Source organism: Micromonospora sp. NPDC023633, assembly GCF_040640035.1.
Taxonomy (GTDB): domain Bacteria; phylum Actinomycetota; class Actinomycetes; order Mycobacteriales; family Micromonosporaceae; genus Micromonospora.
On sequence record NZ_JBFABB010000009.1, the window covers coordinates 41,690 to 64,163 of the forward strand.

Sequence of the window (22,474 nt, forward strand, 5' to 3'; positions counted from 1 at the left end):
TGCCGTCGTCGACTCGGTATCCGCTTCTGTCGCGATCAGGGTGGGGGAGCGTGGAGTCAGTGTGCCGTCGGTGCCGGTCTGCGGCGAGCCCGCCACCACACCTCGACGAGGATCGGTGGCAGCGCGATCGCGGCGCCGGCGAACGCAAGTGCCCGGGTGCGCCGTTGCTGGATTTCTTCACGTAGTTCTTCGTAGGTGGCCTGGTGTTCGATGACGTCGCCGTGGGACCGTACGCATTCGTCGCCGGGCCCGATCAGGACATCGTGGTTGGCCGGGTTGGCCTCGAAGCAGGCGATCCTGGTCGGCTTCAGTTCCCAGTTGACGCGGTCCCAGTCGACGTCGATCCACGACTGCGACGTGCACACATCGCCTGAGCAGGAGGTTCGCACCGGCAGCTCCCAGCCGGAACGCAGCATGAGAGCACCGACGAACAAGCCCAGCAGGACAGAGCTGAGGGAGACGACCGCGCGCATGTCAGGTTGGACCGCCGGCAGTCGTGCCTGGTTCCACCAGAGGCCCTCCAGAATGATCCTTTCCGCGCTCGCCTCGGTGTACTCCACCGAGGCGAGCGCGAGATTGCGTTATCTACGTGGACTCCCATGTGGGCTTTCAAACGGGCTTACCTCGTCGAGGACGAGACGCACTCATCTGCCGCCGACCGTGCGCGTTCGGCGCCGCCTTGTCACGCCGCCGATGTGCACGGGTGAGCCACAGGCTTCAGGAGGTTGCGGTGGGCGTTGGCTTCAGACGCTTTCGCTCGACCACGCTCGTCGCCGTCACCACAGTTAGCGGCGGCACGTCCCTCGCGACGACGGCGCCTGCGCCGACGACCGAGCCACGACCGATCGTCACTCCAGGGGTGACCGTGGCGGCGGCGCCGATCCACACGTCATCCTCGATGACGATGGGCGCGTGCGTGATGAAGTCGTACCGCTCGTCGAGTTCCACGGGGTGCCCGGCCGTGCTCAGAGTCACTCGGGGACCGATCATGACGCGGTCACCGACGGTGATGCCCCCGTAGTCGAGGAAGAAACATCCCTGATTGATGAACACGCGCTCTCCGAACGATGCTCCAAGCCCGTAGTCGCAGTAGAACGGGGGCAGGATGGACACAGAGTCAGGGATCGGTTCACCGAAGATCTCGGTGAGTAGCGTCCTGCGCGCGTCGAGGTCGTCAAACGGCAGCACGTTGAGGCGCGAGGTCAGGTTCATGACGAGCCGTACGCGCTCCGCGAAGGCTCGCGACTCGGGCGTCCGTGTTCGTAGGCGTTGCTGGTTGCGCACGAGGCCATGCTGGCACGGCGAGTCAGGGACCCGGTGACGACACCGGCAGGGGGGAACGTGTCGCCCCGCGGTCGGTCCGAGCGCATCTCTCCCGCGGCGGAATGGGCGCGTATCGCTGGTCGGCGGTCTGCCCATGACCATGTGCACACATCTCCCGCGACCGATGCGCCACCAATCTGGACTGGTCGCCCGACTGGGTGAAGCCTGGGCAGGTGCACGCGTGGGAAGAGGACGGGACATTCTTCGCCCGGTGTTCTGGTGCTGCGGGATTCTCTCCCCCCTGCGTCAGCCGAGGGCGGGGCGCGTCAGCACGAGACTCTGCAGTGACGGCACGTTCCGCAGATACCGCTGAGCGCGCGCTACCCGCCTACCTCACCGGTGGGCGAAGACGAACCCGCCCTCGACGTTCGGGGCTGGGCGGTGCACCATCTCGGCCTCGACGGTGAAGCCGGCGGCGTCCAGCCAGGCCGTGATCCGATCCGGTGGGCGGCGGTGCACGTAGACGTTCATCGGGTGACCGCCGTAGCCCTCCGTCTTGAGCTGACTGACGTCGCCGGCCTGGAACCCGAGCAGCACGACCCCGCCGGGCCGCAGCACACGGTGGAACTCGGCAAGGACCGTGGGTACCTCGTCATCGGGAACGTGGATCAGGGAGAACCAGGCGAGCAGGCCGGTCAGGCAGTTGTCGGCCAGTTCGAGGCGCGTCATGGAGCCGACGTCGAAGCGTAGGCCGGGATGGTCCCGACGGGCCACCTCGATCATCACGGGCGACAGGTCGATGCCGAGCACGTCCAGGCCGATGTTGTGCAGGTGGGCTGTGATCCGGCCGGGGCCGCAGCCGATGTCGGCGACCGGCCCGTTCCCTTGGGCGCGGATCAGCTCGGCGAAGAGAGCAAAGATGCCCCGCTGGAACGGCTCGCGGGCGAGGGCGTCGCGCAGCAGATCGGCGTAGCTGACCGCCACGGTGTCGTAGGAGGTCCGGGTGTCGTCGAGCCAACCAGGAACGTGCACGGCTGCACAATAGCCTCGACTCGCCCAACGGCGTCGGTCTGGCCAGCGTCATCGACCGATGAATGAGACCGCCGTGACGGTCATGTATTCATGACCCATGATCACATGCACGGTTCTGCCGCGAGGTGCGCGTTGGACCGCTCGCCGATGTCCGCTAATCCTCGAAGTCGAACGCGAAGGTGCCCGACTCGATGCGGTCGATGAGCTCGCCGACATCATCGGCTTGCCGGATGGCGTTGTCCCATCCGCTGCTGGTGATGTCGACCAGCAGCACCGGTGCGGGGTCGCTGCGCAGGTCGAGCACGAGCTGTTCACGGGATCCGTCACCGCCGATGATCGCGATGCCGGGGTGCGCGTCGGTGCTCTCGTCCCATGCGTGGTGCAGCTCGAGCATCTCGCGTGGCGTGTTGAGCCAAACATAGGCTCCGCCTGTCATCCACCCTCGCCGGAACCACGACGCACCCTGCAAGTAGGCCCGCCACGCGGCCGGTAGCGCCCTGCCCAGCGCGTGATGGGCGTCGGTGAACTCCTGGTCGTCCACGGGACCGCGGTAGTCGGCTTCCTCGATGATCGCGCCGACGATGTGGGCGTTGAGGTCGGCAAGCTCCTCTGCGGGGATCCAGTATTCCAGCACGTCGCGGCCACCGACCTGATGAACCTCGTAACGGTCCAGGTACGCACGCTGGACCTCGAACCGGGTCACGTAGCCGATGCCACCAGCTGGGACATTCCACTCGCGGGCGATCTTTGTGGCGTACCAGCGGTTGAGTACCGGGTAGAAGATCGGCTGGTCCGGCAGACGTGGTGGCCATGCCCGCCATCCGGACGCCGCCACAAGGTCGAGTTCGTCCTGCCCGGTGGGCCGCCACAGGGTGATCGTGTCGGAGGCGTCGATGGGTCTGCTCCCTGCAACCATGGTTATCGCGTGATCGTGGCGAGCCACGAATGCAACTTTCTGATGCCGTCGGCCCCGGACGTTACCGCGGCCAGTTCGTTCAGGGCGATGACATGGGACCCAGGTACACGGATCTGGCACCCCTCTGTGTCAAGAGGCGGCGGCGAGGGTTGTTTTAGGCTGGGGTGTGGCGGGTCCGGGAAGTGACTTTTCCGAAGTGTCGATCTTGGGGTTTGGGTCGGCCGCGCTGGATTGCAGAGTCGCCCCCGCGTGTCCTCCCGGGCCCGTCTTGACCAGCTTCGCGTCGGCCACCATCTGTCGGTAGACGATGTCGGACAGACGCCGCTTCAGTGCCCGTAGGGCCTCCATCGGGGTCTTGCCCGCGGCCAGTCTGCGTCGGTAGTAGCGGCGCCCTTCGGTGTCACGGCGCAGCTGGACGATGGCCATGATGTGCAGGGCACGGTTGATGCGCCGGTTGCCGGCTCTGGAGAGCCGGTGACGGTTCTGGTCGCCGGACGAGGCGTCGATCGGTGCGGTGCCGTTCCACGAGGCGAAGTGGGCGCGGCTGGTGAACCGGGCGATGTCGCCGATGTCGCCGAGCAGGCGGGCCGCGCCGGACGGTCCGATGCCGGTCAGGTCCATCAGCCGGCTGCCGGTGTTGTTGACCAGGTCGGTGAGTTCCTGTTTCGCGGTTTTGATCTTCTTGTCGATGACGACGAGTTCGCCGATCAGCTCGGAGGCCAGCCGGCGGCGGGTCTTGCCGACCACGTCACGTGGGCGCACGGTGCCCAGCAGGGCGCGGGCCTGCTGGGCGGACAGGTCCTTCTTCGCGCCGCCGGGCACCAGTTCGAGTAGCAGGTGGTGCAGCCGGGAGACCACGTCGGTGCGGGCACGGCCGAGCTGGTCACGGCGGTCGACCAGCAGCCGTAACGCGACTGTGGTGTCGTCGGTGACGACCTGCCGCAGACCTTCGGTGCGCAGGGCGACCACAGCGACGCTGCGGGCATCGACCGGGTCGGTCTTGCGGCCCTGGCCGGTGGCGAACACGCGGGCCCGGGCGGACAGCTTCGCGGGAACGTCCACGACGGTCTCGCCGTCAGCGACCAGGCGTTGAGCGACGTGCCGGCCGATGCCGTTGCAGCCTTCGACCGCCCAAAGGCGGTCCTTGTGCTTGCGTCCGGCGGCGAGCATGGCCTGGTAGCCGTCGCGGTCGGTGCCGAACCGACCCTGCCCTACTGTCTTCTCCCGGGCGTTGATGATTTCGATGGTGGCGGAACGCTTGTGCGGGTCCACGCCGATGATGACCTGGGCCATCGTGTCCTCCCTCGATCCGACGGTGGGTCGTCGACGGGAGGGCAGCGCTACCTTGAGCCGGGCAGTCCCCTCTTGAGCCTCTCTCCGCCGCGGTGGCCGGCGGGGCGCACGCCAGATGAGAGCCACACCAACCTGCGGTGGGCAGCCGCGATGAGAGCGACCCCACCGGTCACCTCGACCAAGCCTGGCCGGGCTGCGGTCGTACCACCAGTCAATAGGTAGCCGCGATCCGCGCGCCGCTGTACCTCGCGCAAGCGACGGCACCCCCGCACGCGGTCTTGCCGACAGGAGTGCGTCGTCGAGGCAGCGTGGCGCTGCTTCCCCCGTCAGATCGGAACGCGGCAGCCGAAGGATCCATGTGGCTCGCACCGGGGTGGACACCGTGACCGGGCCGAGCAGCAGGCGAGTGCCGAGGAGAGCACGGGCGCTGAAAACCAGTCCTCCGCTTGCGCGGAGGTACCGAATCGAACGGGATAGCAGGAAGCGCCCGCATGGCCTCGGCTCTCGCCGCTTACTCAGGGATCAGCTCACTGAGCCGATCGAGTGTATACGCCTCCGAACCGTCTGGCAGGTCCTCGGGCGCCTCGATGCCGACGAAGGTGACCGGCTCGTCCGGCAGCCGGCCGTTCCACATCGTCACCTCCGTCCGCGCGCGCCAACGGTCGACAAGGTAGGACACGGTGAGGTGACGCCGCTCCATCAGTGCTCGTACCCGGTCGGCCGTGGTGAACGTGTTCTCCTCCACCCGGTTGAACGACGGCCTACCCCGCAGGTACAGGTGCAGCCACACGGCCTGCCAGCCATGCTCGCTCCTGGCGAACACCATCGGCAGCGCGACCCGGCCCTGGCCTCGCAGGTGCGAACGCGCCCGCACGGTCCGTGCGTCGAACGGGGCGCCGAGCTGGTCCCGTGTGCGGGTCTGGTACCCGAACATCGACTCGGCGACCTCGTCGAACGACTCGCCCGAATAGATGTTGACCTGCGGAACCACATAGTGCCCGCGGGCGGTCAGCGGCACGTCGATGAACTCGGTCGCACCGTTCGTCGCGTCGGTGATGTCGCCGGAATGCACCACGCCGTCGTGGCGGTAGTTCGTCCACGACACCTGGCCCGCACTGTGGAACCCGTCATCGAGCAGCAGCACCGACAGGTCGTAGTCGGTGCGACGACTGCTCTGGCGCCAGTACGTGAAGAAGCGCAGCAGCTCACCGGAGACCGACGCCCGCGAGCCCCTCGGCAGCACCGCGAAACCGCCCTCGGTCGCCTTGCCGGACAGCGGCAGTGCGACGTCGAGCACCTGCGGGTCCACCACCAGCGGTCGTTCCGACTCCGGTAGCCGGGCGCTGATCTCGGCGTCGAGCATCGACGACAGCTCGGCCACCAGCCCGGCCGGCAGCGGCGGCCGCTCGTCGGGCCCGACCCAGGCGTTGCGCGAGCGGCTCGCGTACATCCGGGCGGACGCGGGCGTCAGCCGGTTGTCGACATGCTCCCGCAACGAGAGGAGCACCCGGCCCGACGCCGAGCCGAGCGCACCGGTGACCGATTCGACAACGGCGGTCCGCTCCGACGCCGGCGCCAGCCGCAGCAGCCGGTCGGCGGATCGCAGGAGCAGGCCCGGCGCAGCCGACAGCACCGATGCGGCCCGACCGACGGCTCCGGCGCGGATCGCCACCTCCGCGCGGCCGGCGATGGTGCGTACCCGCCGCTCGCCACGCGCGACCGCGAACACCTCCTGCGCGTGCGGCCACTGGTCGTACTCGTGCGGGTGCAGCCGTTCCCCGAGCCGCTTCCACCGCTCCGCGTAGCGCACGACGTCACCCAGCTTGGCCGGACTCGCACCGACGACCTCGTCCAGCGCGGCCAGCAGCATCCGCCGCTCCGGGCGCCGGAAGGCACGAAATCGCGTGGGCGTCTCGAGCGAGGCGTCCCCACCGGAGACCTGGCAGGCAAGGCGCAGCACGTCGGTCGTCGTGTCCACGCCGACCAGCGGCCGGCCGAGGACGAGCCGGATCCCGTTGAGCACGGCACGGTTCTCCCGTACCGGAATCTCGGCCGGCTGCGCGCCGTCGACGCAGGCGACTGCGAGCTGGCTGAGGATCGCAAGGTCCGTCTCGCCGTGTGGCGTCAAGCTGCCGGCCAGGGCCAGATAGAGCCGCGCTGCCTCCACGTCTGCGGTGTCGCCGAGACGCAGCAGGGTCACCCGGTCACCGGCTGCGGTGAGCAGGTCGTCGTGCGCGGCCAACAGTTCGGCGTAGGTGTGCTGGTAGGTCCCGTAAGCCGGCAGGTCGAGCAGGTTCACCCCGCCCGACGCGACGGCGTCCCGCAGCTGCTCGTCGGTCGCCGTGCCCCCGCCGGTGAGTACGGCCGCCCGCAGCCGGTCCGTCCAGAACTCGATGGTGTCCGGCACGTCGTCCGGGAAGCCGATGAAATAGGCGTTGTGCTGGACATGGTCGCCCACCAGCTCGCGTACCGCCGAGACGACCGTAGCGGCGAGGTCCATCGCCGGCGCGGGGGCCAGGGTGCCGATGTGTTCCAGCAGCGCCCGCGACGCCGAGAACCCGACATCGAGCAGCGCCGCGTCCAGTTGCCGGGCCACCGGTGCGCCGTCGCCGGCCGCGCCGGTGCTGGCCGGCACGCGCAGGGTCTTCTGGATGATCAGCTTCTCGAGCACGTGGTCCTCCGGTCCGGTCGACTCCGGCACATGCCGGCCTGCAGCCGCGGCACAGTGGGTCGCCGGGGACTCGAACCCCGAACCCTTCGATCCAACTAGGAGAAGGAAGCACTTCCATGACCGCACAGGCGGAGAGCGGACGCGCTACTCAGTCGAATGCTCTGCCATTGAGCTAGCGACCCAGATGTCGATCATCGCATCGCCGGGTCGACATGGCTATCGGGTTTCGGGGTCCCGCAGGCGTGACGAATCCGTTGCAGGACGTGCTCGATGGCCCAGGATCCAGCACCCCCTAGAGTTTGACCTCATGGGCTGGTTCGGGACGCTGCTGCTGGCAAGACCGACGACCGCCACGCTTCCGTCGCAGCCGGGGGTGCGCGAGGCGTTCGGCTCTTCCTTCGCCACGCCAACCTTTTGGGGCAACAACAAGCTCGGGCTCTACGACCTGGGCCAGGGCTGGCAGCGAGTGGGAGTCAGCCGTTCTACACGGAGCGGCTGCGGTTCTCCGCGGGCGTGGACGATCTCGTGACGGTTACGGCGGCTCCAGCTGTGGCTGCGTACGTGTCCAACAGCGCCTGCGCCCACCTGGAGGGCCGGACTTCGGCGGGCCACAGCTTCTCGCTGCACCTACCCAACACGGACCAGCCATGCGGGCACCGGCACTCGGAGGGCAGGCCCGGGCGGGTCGACCCGGACGTCGCGGTGGATGTCTTGCGTACCTGGGCGGTGGAAGCCGGCCGGACGCCTTCGACGGAGGCCGTCGCAGCCGTCGTCACCAGCCGCGAAGACGACCTGCCGGTGATGCAGGACGCCGTGTTGAGGTTGTTCGCGGGTCTGGGCTTCACCCCGGAGGCTGAGATTCTGCCCGTCGTCAACCCTGACGACCCGGCGTTCGGAGACTACGAACTCGTGGCGGGTATGGCCGACGTCAGGGCGGCTCGTGAGCAGCACACGGTGAGCAGAGGGTGGCCGCTTGACGATGACCTGAAGGCAACCCCACAGGACCTCGACTACCTCCGCTTCCGGGATCTGCTGTGGAGTTCGGTCTACGGCGGAGGAGCGACACGGGACGAGCTGGTCGCGCAGTACCAGCAGTTGGCCGCTCGATGGAAGAAGCACTGACGGTCGCCCGGTCCCGCTCGAGGAGACGCGCGGCGGCCGGCAGGTTCGCCGCCGCCGAGGCCACACGCCTGCTGTCGCTCACCCACGAGCCGGGCACCAGCCTGCTGCTCGGTCACCACAAGCGGTGTCTTCAGACCAGGAGACGCTCCCGCATCATCGCACCCAGATTGATGGCACCCACCGCCCGAGGGCCGGTCGGATCGTGCACGGGGAGGGTGTTGTTGCGACGCATCAGCTCACGGACCGCAGGTGGCAGTCGGGGCGGGTCGTCCATGGCTGCGAGGATCTGCCCGGCGCATGAGATCAGTCGATCCGCCAGGGCGGCGGCGTCGGTGTCTATCCGCACCCGGCCGTACTCCCAGCCGGCGGTGGTGAGGTCGAGCACCTCGAACACGTGGGTCACCAGCGGGTTCGGGTCGGTCACCCGGTCGAGCCGGGGCGCCTGGCTGCCGACCACCGCGACGGCGGCGGCCACCTGCGCGTACGGGTGGAAGCCGGACGGCAACGCGATCAGTGGCCAGCGCAGTGCTGGGCCGGCCTCCAGCCACAGCGGCCGGTAGTTGCGGCGGTGCACCAGGAGCCGCCGTCCCGTTCGCCGGTGTATGTCGTGGGCCTGGGCCTGTAGGTCCGCGTAGGCCTCGTCGGCGACCTGGCTCACGATCCGGGCCGCCACCACCAGGCCGTCGTCGCCGTTCAGCATCCCGGCGATCGCCTCGGCCTGCTCGGGAAACCGGATCTGCGCGTGGGCGCCGTACCGTTGCTGGACGTCCCGTAGCAGCGCCTGCTGTCGTCCCGGGTCGAGCTGGACCCGCCCGCCGCCCAGCAACCGCTGGAACCAACGCATTTCGCCTCGTTTCAGCAGAGCCGTCCCGGACTGGGGCAATGCTAGTGCGTCGGGCCCTTCTCGTGTCCGAAGGGGTGGCCGAGCGATCCCCTTGACCTTGACTGCACTCGCTCTCGTCGGCACCCGATCCAGCCATCGCCTCCTGTCGTGGGTCTGGCGAGGCGCTGTGAGCCTGCGCTGAGGCCCGCTCTGTCTGGTGCGGCAGGATGCTGGTGTGAGCGCGGAGGAGAACGACGAGTTCGAGGAGGTCGCCGATGTCCTTCGAGGGCGGGCGACCGTTGACGCGGAACTTCGCCCGGCGCTTGAGACGCTTGAGGCTCGGCTCGGTCAGCCCGTCATTGCCCTTACCTGCGGGTCCATGAACTATGTGGCCGGCCACGGAGTCCCGGGCGTGGAGGTTCCGACCATCACCGCCTGGGTACGTGGCGCGGCACTCGACCATGATCGCCGCCTGGAGGCGGACGCCCTGCTCGATCAGATCGTTGCCGAGTTCGGTCCGTGGCGGTGGCGGCAGTTCACGGCACGGGCGTTGCGGATCGGGAGCCTTCGAAGTTCGCGCGCCCGGCGCATCGCAGCGCTAGCCGGCGTCGAGTACGTGACTGATCCGATCCTGAGCGGGCTGGGGTACTTCGATGAGGAGGCCACGGCACGCGTCATGGCAGCGATACCGCAGCAGCGGTGGGACCAGTCGCGCGACGACTGGGGAGACAGCGTCTGGACCGTCGCGGTGAACGCGGATCTTCACCGCATATCCGTGTTCGTCCACACTGCGGCGCAGGTCGCGCAACTGCAGCAGACACCGCGATGGCATGAGTGGGAACGACAGCTCCGCGCCCTCATCGCCGAGGAGGACGAGTTCGGGTCGACGAGCATCGTCCCGGTCAATATCGCTCTCGAGAGCCGGGAATCATTCGAGTCCGACTGCCAGGGGAACTGGAGCTACTACTGGTACTGAGGTTCGTGCCGCGCTCGCGCTCGCGCCGAGCACCACACCGGTGGCCCGCCGTCGCGACAGGCCGGCGTCGACCACCGGCTGCGCCCCCGGCCTCGGGATCGGTCGAGGGTCGCGATGGCTCCTGGGCGAAGAGCAGGGGAGGGGTGGGGCGGCGGTGTTGCTGCCGGCTGGCGTGGTGTCGGCATGGCTGTCTCGTTGCCCTCGTCTGGCCGGGCTGCGTCGTAGCGCCAGTTGACGAACAGCCGGTGAGAGTGCGTCGCTCGACCGGCAGCCTCGCGATCAAAGCAGCTCGCCGGCGCAGCGTTCATGCTTGCCACAGCCATAGCAGGTGTATCGCATGCAGCCGGTGCAGATCCCGAGGTTCTCCAGTCGGTACCGGTCATGGCAGGTGGAACAGATCTCGCGGCTGTTGAGCATGGCGTTCCAGCCGGCGGACCCGCCATTGAGTTCGTGCGAGGCGGCGACGAACTCGGCCAGCTCGGCATCGTAGGTCGGAGCCGTCGGGTCGCCGATCTTGTAGTTCAAGCTCCAGCAGTAGACCGCGAAGAACGCCGTGTCGGTGACCAGGAAAGCGCGACCGCGTCCGTCCCGGACCCAGGCGTCGTGGAGGTGCTGGACGCGTTCCCGGAAAGGTCGCGAGCCGTCCAACATCACGTGTTCGCCAGTCATCATGGCATTATGCGGGCAGAGTCGAGTGGTGGTTGCAGCGGCGCTGGTGCGCCGTGGGCTCGTTGCACACCGGCGGCGTCACCTGTTCGATCCGCTCCCGGACGCATGTCGGGCATTGTCCGCGCTACTCAGGACGGCGGCCGGGGTGTGTCGCCGACCGGCCGCCCTGCCCGCCGCGACCCCAGGGGAAGTAGTGACGACGCGGTCGGGGCCGGCACCGCGCCGGGCCCCGACCGCGTATCGGGAATCAGCCCTTGCGACCCTGGGTGGCGACGCCCTCGATGAAGTACCGCTGGCCGAAGCTGAACAGCAGCAGCATGGGCAGCGTGACGAGCAGCGAGGCGACCATGACGTACTGGTAGTCGCCCTGCCCGCCGGCCGTGGGGCTGTACTTCGTCATGGCGTACGCGATGCCGAGCGGAGCGGTGAAGTCCTCCATCGACTCCCCGTTGAGATAGATCAGCGCGCCCTGGAAGTTGTTCCACGCCGCCTGGAACTCGAACAGGAAGACGATGACGAACGACGGGATCGACAGCGGCATGGCGATCTTCCAGAACAGCTGCCAGTAGCTGGCCCCGTCGATCCGGGCCGCCTCGAACAGCTCCCGGGGCAGGCTCAGGTAGAACTGCCGTTGCAGGAAGATGTAGAACGCCGAGCCGAACAGGTTGGCGCCGAACAGCGGCACCCAGGTGCCGAGGAGACCCGTCTCCTTCCAGATCAGGTACATCGGGATCATCGTGACCGCGCCGGGCAGCATCATCGTGCCCAGGACCAGCCCGAACAGGAGGTTGCGGCCGGGGAAGCGGAAGTACGCGAACCCGAAGGCCACCATCGAGCTGGAGATGGCGACCGTTATCGCGGCGAGCAGTGCGATCGACACGCTGTTGAACACCCAGTGCAGCAGCGGCAGCTCGCTCCAGACCTGGACGTAGTTGTCCCACCGCCAGGTCTTGGGGATCAACGAGTTGTCGAACACCTGGCTGGCCGGCTTGAGGCTGGCAGCGATCAGCCAGACCAGGGGATACAGGAACAACGCGGCGAAGCCGACGAGCAGGAGGGTGAGCAGTACCCGCCCGAGCGTCCATCTCGTGGGTCGGCGCCCGGACTCCCGTAGCCCTCCGGAGGGCGCGGCGTCCACGGCCTGGGCCAGGACGGGGGCTGCGGTGGGTGCCGTGCTGGGGCCGATTGTCGTCACGACCGCTCTCCCTCGTAGTACACGAAGCGGTTGCCGACCTTGACCTGGATGAAGGTCAGGATCATCAGGATGACGAAGAGCAGCCAGGCCATCGCCGCCGCGAAGCCGAAGTTGAACTGCCGGAACGCCTCCTGGAACAGGTAGACCGCGTAGAACAGCGACGCCTCCGGCGCCGGGTTGTTCTGGTCCCGCCAGAACAGCAGGTAAGCCTGGTCGAAGACCTGGAACGCCGCGATGGTCAGGATGATGACGTTGAAGAACAGCGCCCCGGAGATCATCGGCAGGGTGATGGAGAAGAACTGGCGGACGGGGCCCGCCCCGTCGAGCGCGGCGACCTCGTATAGGTCACGCGGCACGTTCTTCAGCGCGGCCAGGAAGATGACCATCGTGCCGCTGACCGTCCAAAGGGCCATGAGCACGATCGACGGCTTGACCCACGTCGGGTCCACCAGCCACTGCGGGCCCTCGACGCCGATGAAGCGCAGACCCTGGTTGATGGCGCCGGTGTTGCCGTTCAGCAGCAGGAAGAAGATCGACGCCGTGGCCACCGCCGGGGTCATCTTCGGCAGGTAGTAGACCGTGCGGAAGAACCCGGCGCCGCGGCCCACCCGGTTGAGCAGCACCGCCAGCAGCAGCGCGAAGCAGATCTCCAGGGGTACGGCCAGCACGGCGTAGAACAGGGTGTTCGCCAGCGCCTTGGCGACCTTCGGGTTTTCCAGCAACGCCTCGTAGTTGCTGGTCCCGGTCGGTCGGATGACGTTGGTCGCCAGGTTGTACTTGCTGAACGAGATGACGAGGCTGTAGATCATCGATCCGGCGGTGAAGACGAGGAAGCCGATGATCCACGGCGAGATGAAGAGGTAGCCGGCCAGCGCCTCCCGGCGGTTGTACTTCCTTCCCCGGCCCGGCCGCTTCCTGCTGCTGTCGCGAGTGCCGTCGCCGGAGGGTGCGACGGTGGTACTTGTCATCCAACGCCTCCATGGTGTGCCGGGTGCCGGAGGTTCCCGGGGTGGATCGCAAGATCTCCCACAATGGGGCGTGGCGGCCCCCCGCGCCATGCGAGGACCCGCCACGCCCACGAGAAACGTTGCTGGCGGTCAGCCGCCGGTAACGGTCTTGTACGCGCTCATCGATGCCGTCTGGGCGTCGGCGAGCGCCTGCTGGGCGGGCTTGCTGCCGAGCAGCGTGGCGGTGACGGCGTTCAGCAGCTCCTGCTTGATCTGCTGGCCGGCCGGCGACGCTCCCACGCTCTTGCCGGCGCCCGCGACCTCGTAGTACGTGCTGATCACCTGGTCGAAGCCGGCGTCACCGCTGGGCTTGACGAACTTCTCCCGGATGGCCTTGTCGGACACCGGCGACCCGGTGAACAGGCCGGTGTTGATGGACTTCTTCTCCTGCACCGTCTTGGCCCGGGCCTCGGCGGCGGCGTTCCAGGAGCCCTCCTCGGTCAACGCGAGCGCCCACTTGCAGGCGGCCGAGGGGTTCTTCGCCTGGGCGGGGATCACGAACGAGGTGCCGCCGGCCTGGGTGACCGGGTTGCCGTCCTTGCCCTTGAACGGCACGGCGCCCAGCTTGATCTTGTCCTTGTACGGCGAGAGGACGTTGGGGTACCACTGGGCGTCCACTTCCGCCCCGACCTGGTTCTGGACGAACTGGTTCTTCTCGCCGAACATGTCGAACGAGTCGGTGAAGCTCTTGTACTTGGCGAACCCGCCCTGCGCGTCCACGATCTTCTTGAGCAGTTCGAGCGCGGCCACGTTGTTCGGGTCGTCCAGGGTGGGCTTGCCGTCCGCGTCCGCGAGCTTGCCGCCCATGCCGACGAGCCAGAGGTTGATCTGGCCGGTCGCCTGCGGGTTGAACCCGAGCGTCGTCGGCACGCCGTTGCTGGCCTTGTACATCTTCGCGACGGCAGCGAGCAGCTTGTCGGGGCTCGACGTGTCGATGTCGGCGTCCTGCACGCCCGCCGCGTCCATGGCCTTCTTGTTCAGGATGATCGCCGCCGGCTGGTAGAACTGCGGCACCGCCCACATCTGGCCCTTGTACGTGACGTCGTTGGCCACGGACGGGTACCAGCGGTCCTTCGTGACCTTGTGGACCTCCAGGCACTTGTCCAGCGGCTGGATGAGGCCCTGGGCGGCGTAGGTGAGTACCAGCTCGCGGTCCATCTGCACCACGTCGGGGACGTTGCCGCTGGCCTGACGGGTGGTGAACTTCTGCGCGTCGAAGCCGGTCTGGTCCATCTCGATCTTGACGCCGTCGAGCTGCTTCGCCGCGTACTCGATCCGGGCCTTGCCGACGTCGTCGGCGTTGTTGAAGCCCCAGGCACTCAGGGTGCCGGTGGGCTTGGCGTCGAAGTTCGCGGCCTCGCCGCCGTTGTCGCCTTCGGACGAGCCACAGGCGGCAGTCGCGACAAGTGCGGCGGCGACGCCTGCGGCTATGAAGGCAGCTCGCCTTTTCCTCATCTGGGTCCCTTCGACGGCGTGCGGGGCCGGCAGGACCGGCCCTCAAGAGGCTGAATCCAGCATGGAATCCGTACCAGGCGGGACCGTATCCGAACGTGACACCGGACACAAGTGGAGAATGTTTCCATTCGATATCGGCCCAGGTCAGACGCAAAGCTGGGGTTGCCAGAGCGGCCAAAGTGGAGTTGGATCCGGTGTGACAACGATGCCACAATCGGGGGCCTGAGTGTCGACCATCAGCCAGATCCTGCTCATCGGACATACCCACCACGACGTTGGCTACACCAACAGCCCGCGGCTGCTGGACGACCAGCACCGGCGCGTCGTCGCCGAGGTGCTGCGGCTCTGCGAGGCGTACCCGCAACCGGGCCCGGCCCAGTTCCGCTGGACCTTCGAGGTGGCCCGGCCGGTGCTGCGCTACCTCGCCGAGACCGGCGAGGCTGGGGCGGCGCGGCTGCGGCGGCTCGTGCACGAGGGCCGGGTCGCCGTGACGGGTGGCTACCTCAACATGACCCAGTTGCCGTCCGATGCGGAGTTCGGGGCGGCGTACGACGCGCTCCAGGTGCTTCGGGCCGCCGGGCTGCCGGTCCGCACCGAGCAGCACGGCGACGTCAACGGGATCCCCTGGGGCACCGTCGACGCGATGCGCCGGGCGGGGATGTCCCGGCTCGTGATGGCGCTCAACCCCGACCACGGCCGGGCGCCGTACGAGCAGCCGACCGGGTTCTGGTGGGAGGGTCCCAGCGGCCAGCGGGTGTTCGTGTGGCTGTCCACGCACTACGGCATTGGCGAGGAGTGGGGGATCGTCGACGGCGACGTGGTCGCCGCGCAACGCCACATCGCGGCCTTCGTCGAGCGACTGGCGGCGCGCCCGGACTACCCGTACGACGTCGCGGTGGTCCACGCGGCGAACGACAACCGCTGGCCGACGCCGTTGTTCCTCGACGTGGTACGGCACTGGAACGCCGTACCGGGCAACCCGCCGATGCGCACCGCGACCATCGACGAGGCCCTCGACCTGCTGGAGCCGCAGGCCAGCCGGGCGGACGTGCCGGTCGTACGCGGCGAGTGGTCGGACTGGTGGTCGCACGGCCACGGCTCCACGGCCCGGGAGGTGGCCGTCTACCGGGAGGCCCGGTCGTTCGCCCGGGCGGCCCAGACGAGTCTCGGGCTGACCCTGCTCAGGGGGGACGGCGAACCGGCCCTCGCCCACGTGCTCGGCTACCGGCGCGGGCCGACGCGGCTGCGCGACGAAGACGAGGTGGTCGCCGACCTGGCCAGGGTGGACGAGGACCTGCTGCTCTTCGGCGAGCACACCTGGGGCTCCTGGGAGACGTACTCCAAGCCGCACTCCACCTTCAGCCACTCGCACTGGAACGCCAAGGCCGGGTTCGCGTACCAGGCGTACGACCTCGCGCGTGACCTGGCCGTCGAGGGGATGTTCCGGCTCGCGGCGAGCGGCGCGGGCCCGGCCGACGCGGCGCCCGTGCCGGCCGCGGGCGACGGGATCCTCGTGGTCAACCCGACCGAGCGGGACCGGACCGAGCCTGTCGAGGTCGAGCTGGACACGACCCGCCGGTGCCGGCTGGTCGCCCGGGCGCCGGCCTTCGGTGTGGCACTGCTGCCGCCGCCCGCAGCAGCGTCGACGGCGCGGCACGGCCGGGAGATCGCCAAGGGGCCGTACCGGGTGGTGGTCGATCCGGCGCGCGGCGGTGTGGTGTCCCTGGTCGACCAGCGCGACGGTCGGGAGCTGGTGGACGCCGCCGTGCCGCACGGGCTGGGCGCCGTCGTGATCGAGAGGATCCCCGCCGGCTGCGACCATCCGATGGTGGTGCGCTCGCCCAAGGACTTCCATCCGGATTTCCCGGGACCGGACTTCGAACGGCTGGTCGCCCGGGGCGAGGACGAACCGACGATCGCCGAGTCGGCCGAGCTGGCAACCATCACGTGGCGGGTCACCCCGCCGGATCTCCCGGCGGCCACCGTGGCGCTCACCCTCTACCGCGACGTCGACGTCGTGGACCTCGACGTGCACCTGGTCAAGCCCGCGAGGCTGGAACCGGAGAGCATCTTCGTGGCGTTCCCGTTCGCGGTGCCCGACCCGGAGTTCCTGCTGGAGACCACTGGCGCGGTGTACGCGGCCGAGACCGAACAGCTCCCGGACACCAGCAAGGACTGGTACTCGGTCCAGCACGCCGTCGGCGTGACCAACCGCGACCACGGCATCCTGTGGGGCAGCTTCGACGCGCCGCTGGTGCAGGTGGGCGGCTTCCACACCGGACGGTGGGCGCGGACCCTCGCGGTGGCCGGTGGACAGGTGAACAGCTGGCTGATGAACAACCTGCACTTCACCAACTTCCAGGCGAGCCAGGACGGGACCCGGCGGTACCGGTACCGGTTCGCCGCGCGCCCCGGCCCCGTGACCCGCGAGCAGGTCCGGGTGTACGGCCGGAACCTGCTGGAACCCCTGCAGGCGCGGCGGTACGCGGGACCGGTCGCCGTGGCGGGCGGCAGCGGGCTCCGGGTGGAACCGGCGGACCGCCTGCTCGCCGAGGTCCGGCCGGCCGGCGGGCAGGCGGTGCGGGTACGGCTGCGCAACATCGGCGCCGAACCGGTGGCGGCCACCGTCGACTGGGCCGGCCCGGGGGTGACCGGCGGCGGCCCGGTGACCGTCGCCGGCCACGGGGTCGCCGACGTGACGCTGCGCCGCGCCGACGACCCGCCGTCCTGACCGCAGCGACCCAGGCGTGATCTTCGCTGACTGACAAGGTCAGCGAAGATCACGCCTGGATGTCACCACACTGTCTCAGGCCTGCGCCGGCGTCAGTCGGAGCGTCACCACCTGGAACGGGGTCAGGGCGAGGTGGACGGCGTCGCCCTCGACCGTGACCGGGGCCAGCGCGGCGACCGCTTCGTCCGCCCGCTCCAGCAGGTCGACCACCCGCGCCTCGGCGAGGTCGAACGAGGTGCGCAGGCGGGCGCGGGCGCGTCCGCCGAGCGACTCGTACAGCCGGACGATCACGTCGCCGGAGCGGTCGTCGGCCAGCTTCACCGCCTCCACCACGACGGCCGGGTCGCTGACCTCGATCAGCGGGTCCACCGGGTGCCCACCGGTGCGCCGGCGCACCGGCAGGTTGGCCCGGTAGCCCTCGCGTACCGCGTCCTCGATCTCCGCCCCGCAGACCAGCGCGTAGCCGAAGCGGTGCGCGCCCCGGTCGGTGTCCGGGTCGGGATAGCGGGGGCCGCGCAGCAGCGACAGCCGTACGGTGGTCGGCTGCGCGCCCTGCGCGTCGCCGGGCGGCCGGCGCGTCACGTCGTGGCCGTACGTGCCGTCGTTGACCAGCGCCACGCCGTATCCCGGTTCGCCGACGTGCAGCCACCGGTGCGCGCAGATCTCGAAGCGCGCCGCGTCCCACGAGGTGTTGGTGTGGGTGGGCCGCTGAAGGTGGCCGAACTGGATCTCCGAGCTGGAGTGCGGGGCCTGGACGTCGATGGGGAAGGCCACCTTGAGGAACGTCTCCCGCTCGTGCCAGTCCACCTCGGTCTCGAACCGCAGCACCCGCTCCCCGGCGGCGAGGGACACCGTCTGCACGTACGCGGAGTTCCGGTCGTTGCGGCTGATCCGGACGCGGACGCACCGGGGATCGTCGGCCTGGACCGTCAGCTCGGTGACCTCGGTGAGGTCGTGCCGCCGGTTGCGGTAGAACTCGTCGACGTCCCAGGCGTCGAACTTGTTCGGCAGGTCCGGGTGCAGTTGCAGGACGTTGGCCGGGGCGCCGGCCGGCAGCACCTCCCGGTCGGCCACCAGGTCGCGGACCGCCGCGAGGGTCCCGTCGGCGGCGATGCGCACCCGGAGCAGGCCGTTGTCCAGCACGGTGCCGTCCGGGCCCGTCCGCACCGACACCTCCTCAGCGGCGGCGTCGGGCGCGGTGCCGTCCGCACGGGTCGTCGCGATCCCGAGCGCCGGCACGCCGGGCCGCGCGTGCGGCGCGGCGTTGGCGACCAGCGGCACCGACCCCGGGCCGGTGAGCGCCGCGAGCGCCGCGTCGATCAGCGTTTCGAGGCGGTCGGCCAGTCTCGCGTACGTCTGCCGGGCCTCGCGGTGCACCCAGGCGATCGAGCTGCCCGGCAGGATGTCGTGGAACTGCAGCAGCAGGGTCTCCTGCCAGATGGCGTCCAGTTCGTCGTACGGGTACTCGTGGCCGGTCCGCGCCGCCGCCGTGGCGCACCACAGCTCGGCCTCGCGCAGCAGGTGCTCGGTGTGCCGGTTGCCGCGCTTCATCGCCGACTGGCTGGTGTACGTGCCCCGGTGGTATTCGAGGTACATCTCGCCGTTCCACACGGGCGCGTCCGGATACTCGTGCTCCGCCTCGGCGAAGAACTCGGCCGGGGTGCGGATGGCCAGCCGGGGCGAGCCTTCGAGGTCGGCGACCCGGCGGGCGATCTCCAGCATCTCCCGGGTCGGCCCGCCGCCGCCGTTGCCGTAGCCGAACGGCAGCAGCGACGCGGTGGAGCGCCCGTGCTCGGTGAAGTTGGCGACCCCGAACGCCAGCTCGCGCCCGCTCAGCTCCGAGCTGTACGTCTCGGCCGGCGGGAAGTGGGTGAAGATCCGGCTCCCGTCGATGCCCTCCCACCAGAAGGTGTGGTGCGGGAAGCGGTTGGTCTGGTTCCAGGACATCTTCTGGCTGAGGAACCAGCGGAATCCGGCGAGGCGGGCGAGCTGCGGCAGGGACCCGGAGTAGCCGAACGAATCCGGCAGCCAGACCTCGCGTGGCTCGACGCCGAACTCGGCGGCGAAGAACCGCTTCCCCTGGGTGAACTGGCGCACCAGGGCCTCGCCGCCCGGCATGTTCGTGTCGGACTCCACCCACATGCCGCCGACCGGCAGGAACTGCCCGCTGGCCACCTTCTCCGCCACGCGGCGGTACACCTGCGGGTGGTGCTCGCGCAGCCAGGCGTACTGCTGGGCGGAGGAACAGGCGAAGACGAGCTCGGGGTACTCGTCGGCGAGCGCCACGACGTTCGAGAAGGTGCGCGAGCACTTGCGGATCGTCTCGCGTACCGGCCAGAGCCAGGCGGAGTCGATGTGCGCGTGACCGACGGCGGTGACCCGGTGGGCGCTCGGCGCCGCCGGGGAGGCGAGGACGCCGGCCAGCCGCTTGCGGGCGGCGGGCGCGCTGCCGGTGAGGTCGCCGAGGTCCAGCTCGTCGAGCATCAGCTCCAGGGCGCGACGGATCTCGTGGTGCCGCGGGTCGGTCACGGCCAGCTCCAGGGCGAGCTGGTGCAGCACCTGCACGTCCAGGACGAGCGCGTACACCTCCTCGTCCCGCATCGCCAGTTCCGCCCGGTCGAGCCGGTAGAGCGGCGTGTCGGGGGCGGTCTCCCGGTCGCCGAGCTGCGTGACGGTGCCGTCGAAGCGGGGGTTCGCCGCGGCCTCGACGTACACCTGGACGCGCTCGCCGCCGGCCGCCTCCCGCGCCACGGGCACGTACGCCGTCCGCGGCTCGATGCCCTTGATCGGCGTGCCGTCCGCCGTGTACGCGAGGCCCTCCGAGCGGAATCCGGGCCCGGCCCGTTCGAAGCCGAGATCGACGATCAGTTCCACCCGCCCGCCGCGCATCCGCTCGGGCACCTCGCCGGTGAACCGGAACCAGGTGGTGCTCCAGGCGGGGCCCCAGAACTGGCCCACGGTGAACGGCGCGTAGGGCAGCGCCAGCCCGACGTCGGCGGGCACCGGCTCGCCGGGCAGGTGGGCCGCCTCGACGGTCACGGGTTCGACGTCGCGGTAGATCGCGGGGATCAACCGTTCGAGCAGAACCCGGTCGATCCGTTGGGTCAGGTTGGACAGAGAGCGATGCATCGGGAAGCTCCCGGGGGAGTGAGCGGCCGGACCGCTTGTGGGAACGAACCCACAGACGCAACCACACGCTTTTTGCTCGTGTCAATGCGTTCCGACCGTCCGATCCCTGGTCTTAGGGGGCCTGTTTCCGCTATCTTGGCGGCTCCATAGTGGCATCGATCCCAGAGTGAGAAGGACGTGCACGCCAAGGTGACCGGCCCCCTGCCCGCTGCCGTGGCAGCCCCCACGCCACTGCGTAACGCGGCCGGTGCGACGGCCGGCTCGGCGCTCGGGACGGTCGACGTCGTCTGGGCCGACGGCCGTGCCGAACCGGCCGCCGACGGGCCGTTCACCGCCACCCTCCACTGTGCGCCGCCGTCGGCCACCGGGCGACGGAACGTCCGGCTGACCGTCGAGTACCGGGGCGAAACGGTGGTGGACGCGGGAATCCGGTACCGGGTCGAGCTCGCCGCCGACCCCGACCCGCCGTGGTGGCTGCTGCCCGGCGCGTTCTACGGCGAGAACCGGCCGGCGGACTGCCTGCGGGTGTATCCCCGGTTCGCGGTCGACGGCGCCGACCACGCCGGCATGGTGAGCGACCACTGGGAGTTCCGGGCCGACCGGGCGGCCACCCCGGCGGTGTTCGGCTGGGCCGGCGAGGGCGGCGTCGCCCTGGTCGCCGACGAGACCACCGCCCTCGGCATGACCGGGCTGGGGTTCGGGCACGACGCCGGGCGCGGCCGCGGACACCTGCACCTGACGTTTCCGTTCCGGGAGGCCCCGGTCAGCTACGACGGATCCGCGGCACCGAGGCCCGCCGAGGTCAGCACGCACACCTGGCGCCCGGGCGAGCGGGTGGAGGTGGAGTTCGCCGTCTACGCGCTGGACCGGGACCGGCACGGCTACGCGGCCGTGCTGCGTGAGGAGCACGCCCGCCAGGCCGCGTCCGCCCCGCTGCGGCCCTGGGTCGACGTCACACAGGCCGCCGCGCTGGCCGCCGAGGGGTTGTGCCGGTGGCACTACGCCGAGCCCGGCGTCCTGCTGGAGACGGTCGCGTTCGACCGGGGCATCAGCGGCCAGGACGGGCTGCCCGTGGACCGGCAGGCCATGCACGTGGGCTGGATCAGCGGCATTCCGTGGGCGTACGCCCTGCTGGCGCACGGCCGGCGGGTCGGCGCGACGGCCGACGTCACGGCCGCGGAACGGGTCATCGACTTCTGCTGCGCCGAGCTGGCCCCGTCCGGCACCTTCTGGGGCGTCTGGTACCGCCACCGGGGCTGGGCGCAGAGCTGGTCACCGGTGCCGCACACGCTGCACTCGCGCACCCTCGCCGAGGCGACCCAGTTCCTCGTCCGGGCCCTGGAACTCGACGGCGACCCGCGCGGCTCGCGGCCGGCGTGGATCCACGCGGTCCGGTCCAACCTCGACGCGGTCGTCGCCCGGCAGCGGCCGGACGGCAACCTCGGCTCGACCCACCACGCGCTGACCGGCGAGGTGCTCTCCTGGGCCGGCTGCGCGGGACTGGCCTGGGTGGGCGCCCTCGCCGAGGCCGCCCGCTGGGACGGGCCGGACGGCGCCGGGGGCGCTTACCTGGCCGCCGCCGTCCGGGCCGGGGAGTACTACGCGCCGTTCGTGGAGAGCGAGTTCCTGCACGGCGCGCCGGAGGACGTGGACCTGGCCCCCACCTCGGAGGACGGCTACGTTGCCGTGATGGCGTACCTGGCGCTGTACCGCCGGACCGGCGAGCGGCGCTGGCTGGACCTCGCCCGCCGCGCCGCGGACTGGACGCTGACCTTCCGGTACACGTACAACACCACGTTCCCGGCCGGCACCCTGCTGCACACCTACCGGTTCGCCACCCGGGGGGCCGACAACGCCTCGCCCTCCAACCAGCACCTGCACGCGTACGGGCTGATCTGCACCGCCGAGTTCGCGGAACTCTCCACCGCCTGCGGCGACCCGCACTACGTCGAGCGTGCGCGCGAGGCGCTGGCCTGCTTCCGCCAGTTCGTCGCGCGCTTCGACGGCGACTTCAACGCGTACCGGGGGATGGTGAGCGAGCGGTACTACCAGACCGCCTGCTTCCAGCCGAAGGGCATGCTGCTGACGCTGTCGCACGCGTGGAGCGTGGGGGTGCTGCTGCTCGGCTGCGAGCAGGCACTGGCCGACCCCACCCTCCTGGTCCCGCCCCGCTGACCCCACCCCGGACGCGC

Annotated in this window: 16 protein-coding genes, 1 tRNA gene and 1 pseudogene; 5 read left to right on the top strand and 13 right to left on the bottom strand. The window is 69.8% G+C overall.

Annotated features, from left to right (window positions below; genetic code table 11):
• Window positions 1-56 precede the first annotated feature (56 nt).
• The 7 genes and pseudogenes from AB0G13_RS04635 to AB0G13_RS04665 all read right to left on the bottom strand — a co-directional run bounded on the left by AB0G13_RS04635 (window position 57) and on the right by AB0G13_RS04665 (window position 7,357).
• Complete coding sequence (locus AB0G13_RS04635; RefSeq protein ID WP_357868862.1) at window positions 57-560, bottom strand: hypothetical protein; 504 nt, start codon at window positions 558-560, stop codon at window positions 57-59.
• Between the two features lie 157 nt (window positions 561-717).
• Window positions 718-1,284, bottom strand: coding sequence for a sugar O-acetyltransferase (locus AB0G13_RS04640; RefSeq protein WP_357868865.1), 567 nt, complete (start codon window positions 1,282-1,284; stop codon window positions 718-720).
• A 372-nt stretch (window positions 1,285-1,656) separates the two neighbouring features.
• A complete protein-coding gene (locus AB0G13_RS04645; RefSeq protein ID WP_357868868.1) occupies window positions 1,657-2,295 on the bottom strand; it encodes a class I SAM-dependent methyltransferase in 639 nt (212 codons plus the stop codon).
• Between the two features lie 568 nt (window positions 2,296-2,863).
• Window positions 2,864-3,211: pseudogene (locus AB0G13_RS04650) on the bottom strand (ADP-ribosylation/crystallin J1); the annotation flags it as partial.
• A gap of 129 nt (window positions 3,212-3,340) precedes the next feature.
• Entirely contained in the window at window positions 3,341-4,504 is a 1,164-nt protein-coding gene (locus AB0G13_RS04655) for an IS110 family transposase (RefSeq protein WP_357868871.1), read from the bottom strand.
• A gap of 511 nt (window positions 4,505-5,015) precedes the next feature.
• A complete protein-coding gene (locus AB0G13_RS04660) occupies window positions 5,016-7,175 on the bottom strand; it encodes a hypothetical protein (RefSeq protein ID WP_357868874.1) in 2,160 nt (719 codons plus the stop codon).
• A 55-nt stretch (window positions 7,176-7,230) separates the two neighbouring features.
• Window positions 7,231-7,357, bottom strand: a tRNA-OTHER gene (locus AB0G13_RS04665).
• A gap of 125 nt (window positions 7,358-7,482) precedes the next feature.
• On the opposite strand from AB0G13_RS04665, the gene AB0G13_RS04670 reads away from it, so the two are divergent.
• Window positions 7,483-7,704 (top strand): hypothetical protein, encoded by a 222-nt coding sequence (locus AB0G13_RS04670; protein ID WP_357868876.1) that lies wholly within the window; start codon window positions 7,483-7,485, stop codon window positions 7,702-7,704.
• Window positions 7,689-8,297 (top strand): hypothetical protein, encoded by a 609-nt coding sequence (locus AB0G13_RS04675; RefSeq protein ID WP_357868879.1) that lies wholly within the window; start codon window positions 7,689-7,691, stop codon window positions 8,295-8,297. The genes AB0G13_RS04670 and AB0G13_RS04675 overlap by 16 nt, the downstream gene beginning before the upstream one ends.
• 130 nt (window positions 8,298-8,427) lie before the next feature.
• On the opposite strand, the gene AB0G13_RS04680 is transcribed toward AB0G13_RS04675, so the two are convergent.
• Window positions 8,428-9,141, bottom strand: coding sequence for a hypothetical protein (locus AB0G13_RS04680; protein WP_357868882.1), 714 nt, complete (start codon window positions 9,139-9,141; stop codon window positions 8,428-8,430).
• 214 nt (window positions 9,142-9,355) lie between these two features.
• Here AB0G13_RS04680 and AB0G13_RS04685 point away from each other — a divergent pair, with 214 nt between their 5' ends.
• The gene (locus tag AB0G13_RS04685; RefSeq protein ID WP_357868884.1) at window positions 9,356-10,096 is read left to right on the top strand and encodes a hypothetical protein; all 741 of its coding nucleotides are present in this window, start codon (window positions 9,356-9,358) and stop codon (window positions 10,094-10,096) included.
• 279 nt (window positions 10,097-10,375) lie between these two features.
• On the opposite strand, the gene AB0G13_RS04690 is transcribed toward AB0G13_RS04685, so the two are convergent.
• The 4 genes from AB0G13_RS04690 to AB0G13_RS04705 all read right to left on the bottom strand — a co-directional run bounded on the left by AB0G13_RS04690 (window position 10,376) and on the right by AB0G13_RS04705 (window position 14,422).
• Window positions 10,376-10,765, bottom strand: a complete 390-nt coding sequence (locus AB0G13_RS04690) for a hypothetical protein (RefSeq protein ID WP_357868887.1) — start codon at window positions 10,763-10,765, stop codon at window positions 10,376-10,378.
• 247 nt (window positions 10,766-11,012) lie between these two features.
• Window positions 11,013-11,960 carry a carbohydrate ABC transporter permease gene (locus tag AB0G13_RS04695; RefSeq protein ID WP_357868889.1) on the bottom strand — a complete coding sequence of 316 codons (948 nt, stop codon included), beginning with the start codon at window positions 11,958-11,960 and terminating at the stop codon, window positions 11,013-11,015.
• Window positions 11,957-12,928 (bottom strand): sugar ABC transporter permease, encoded by a 972-nt coding sequence (locus AB0G13_RS04700; protein WP_357868891.1) that lies wholly within the window; start codon window positions 12,926-12,928, stop codon window positions 11,957-11,959. Before AB0G13_RS04700 ends, AB0G13_RS04695 begins: the two co-directional genes overlap by 4 nt.
• A gap of 129 nt (window positions 12,929-13,057) precedes the next feature.
• Window positions 13,058-14,422 (bottom strand): hypothetical protein, encoded by a 1,365-nt coding sequence (locus AB0G13_RS04705; RefSeq protein ID WP_357868894.1) that lies wholly within the window; start codon window positions 14,420-14,422, stop codon window positions 13,058-13,060.
• A 226-nt stretch (window positions 14,423-14,648) separates the two neighbouring features.
• On the opposite strand from AB0G13_RS04705, the gene AB0G13_RS04710 reads away from it, so the two are divergent.
• Window positions 14,649-17,153 (top strand): hypothetical protein, encoded by a 2,505-nt coding sequence (locus tag AB0G13_RS04710; RefSeq protein ID WP_357868896.1) that lies wholly within the window; start codon window positions 14,649-14,651, stop codon window positions 17,151-17,153.
• A gap of 75 nt (window positions 17,154-17,228) precedes the next feature.
• Here the strand turns inward: AB0G13_RS04710 and AB0G13_RS04715 are convergent, their stop codons facing one another.
• Window positions 17,229-20,282, bottom strand: a complete 3,054-nt coding sequence (locus AB0G13_RS04715) for a glycoside hydrolase family 38 C-terminal domain-containing protein (protein WP_357868899.1) — start codon at window positions 20,280-20,282, stop codon at window positions 17,229-17,231.
• Between the two features lie 177 nt (window positions 20,283-20,459).
• Between AB0G13_RS04715 and AB0G13_RS04720 the strand changes: the two genes are divergently transcribed.
• Complete coding sequence (locus tag AB0G13_RS04720; RefSeq protein ID WP_357868901.1) at window positions 20,460-22,457, top strand: hypothetical protein; 1,998 nt, start codon at window positions 20,460-20,462, stop codon at window positions 22,455-22,457.
• The last annotated feature ends 17 nt before the right edge of the window (window positions 22,458-22,474 follow it).

What these genes read in the sequence shown, in the direction of transcription:
- AB0G13_RS04655 (WP_357868871.1), bottom strand. Translation starts at nt 4,504, where the DNA reads ATGGCCCAGGTCATCATCGGCGTGGACCCGCACAAGCGTTCCGCCACC.
- AB0G13_RS04670 (WP_357868876.1), top strand. Translation starts at nt 7,483, where the DNA reads ATGGGCTGGTTCGGGACGCTGCTGCTGGCAAGACCGACGACCGCCACG.
- AB0G13_RS04680 (WP_357868882.1), bottom strand. Translation starts at nt 9,141, where the DNA reads ATGCGTTGGTTCCAGCGGTTGCTGGGCGGCGGGCGGGTCCAGCTCGAC.
- AB0G13_RS04690 (WP_357868887.1), bottom strand. Translation starts at nt 10,765, where the DNA reads ATGACTGGCGAACACGTGATGTTGGACGGCTCGCGACCTTTCCGGGAA.
- AB0G13_RS04700 (WP_357868891.1), bottom strand. Translation starts at nt 12,928, where the DNA reads ATGACAAGTACCACCGTCGCACCCTCCGGCGACGGCACTCGCGACAGC.
- AB0G13_RS04705 (WP_357868894.1), bottom strand. Translation starts at nt 14,422, where the DNA reads ATGAGGAAAAGGCGAGCTGCCTTCATAGCCGCAGGCGTCGCCGCCGCA.
- AB0G13_RS04715 (WP_357868899.1), bottom strand. Translation starts at nt 20,282, where the DNA reads ATGCATCGCTCTCTGTCCAACCTGACCCAACGGATCGACCGGGTTCTG.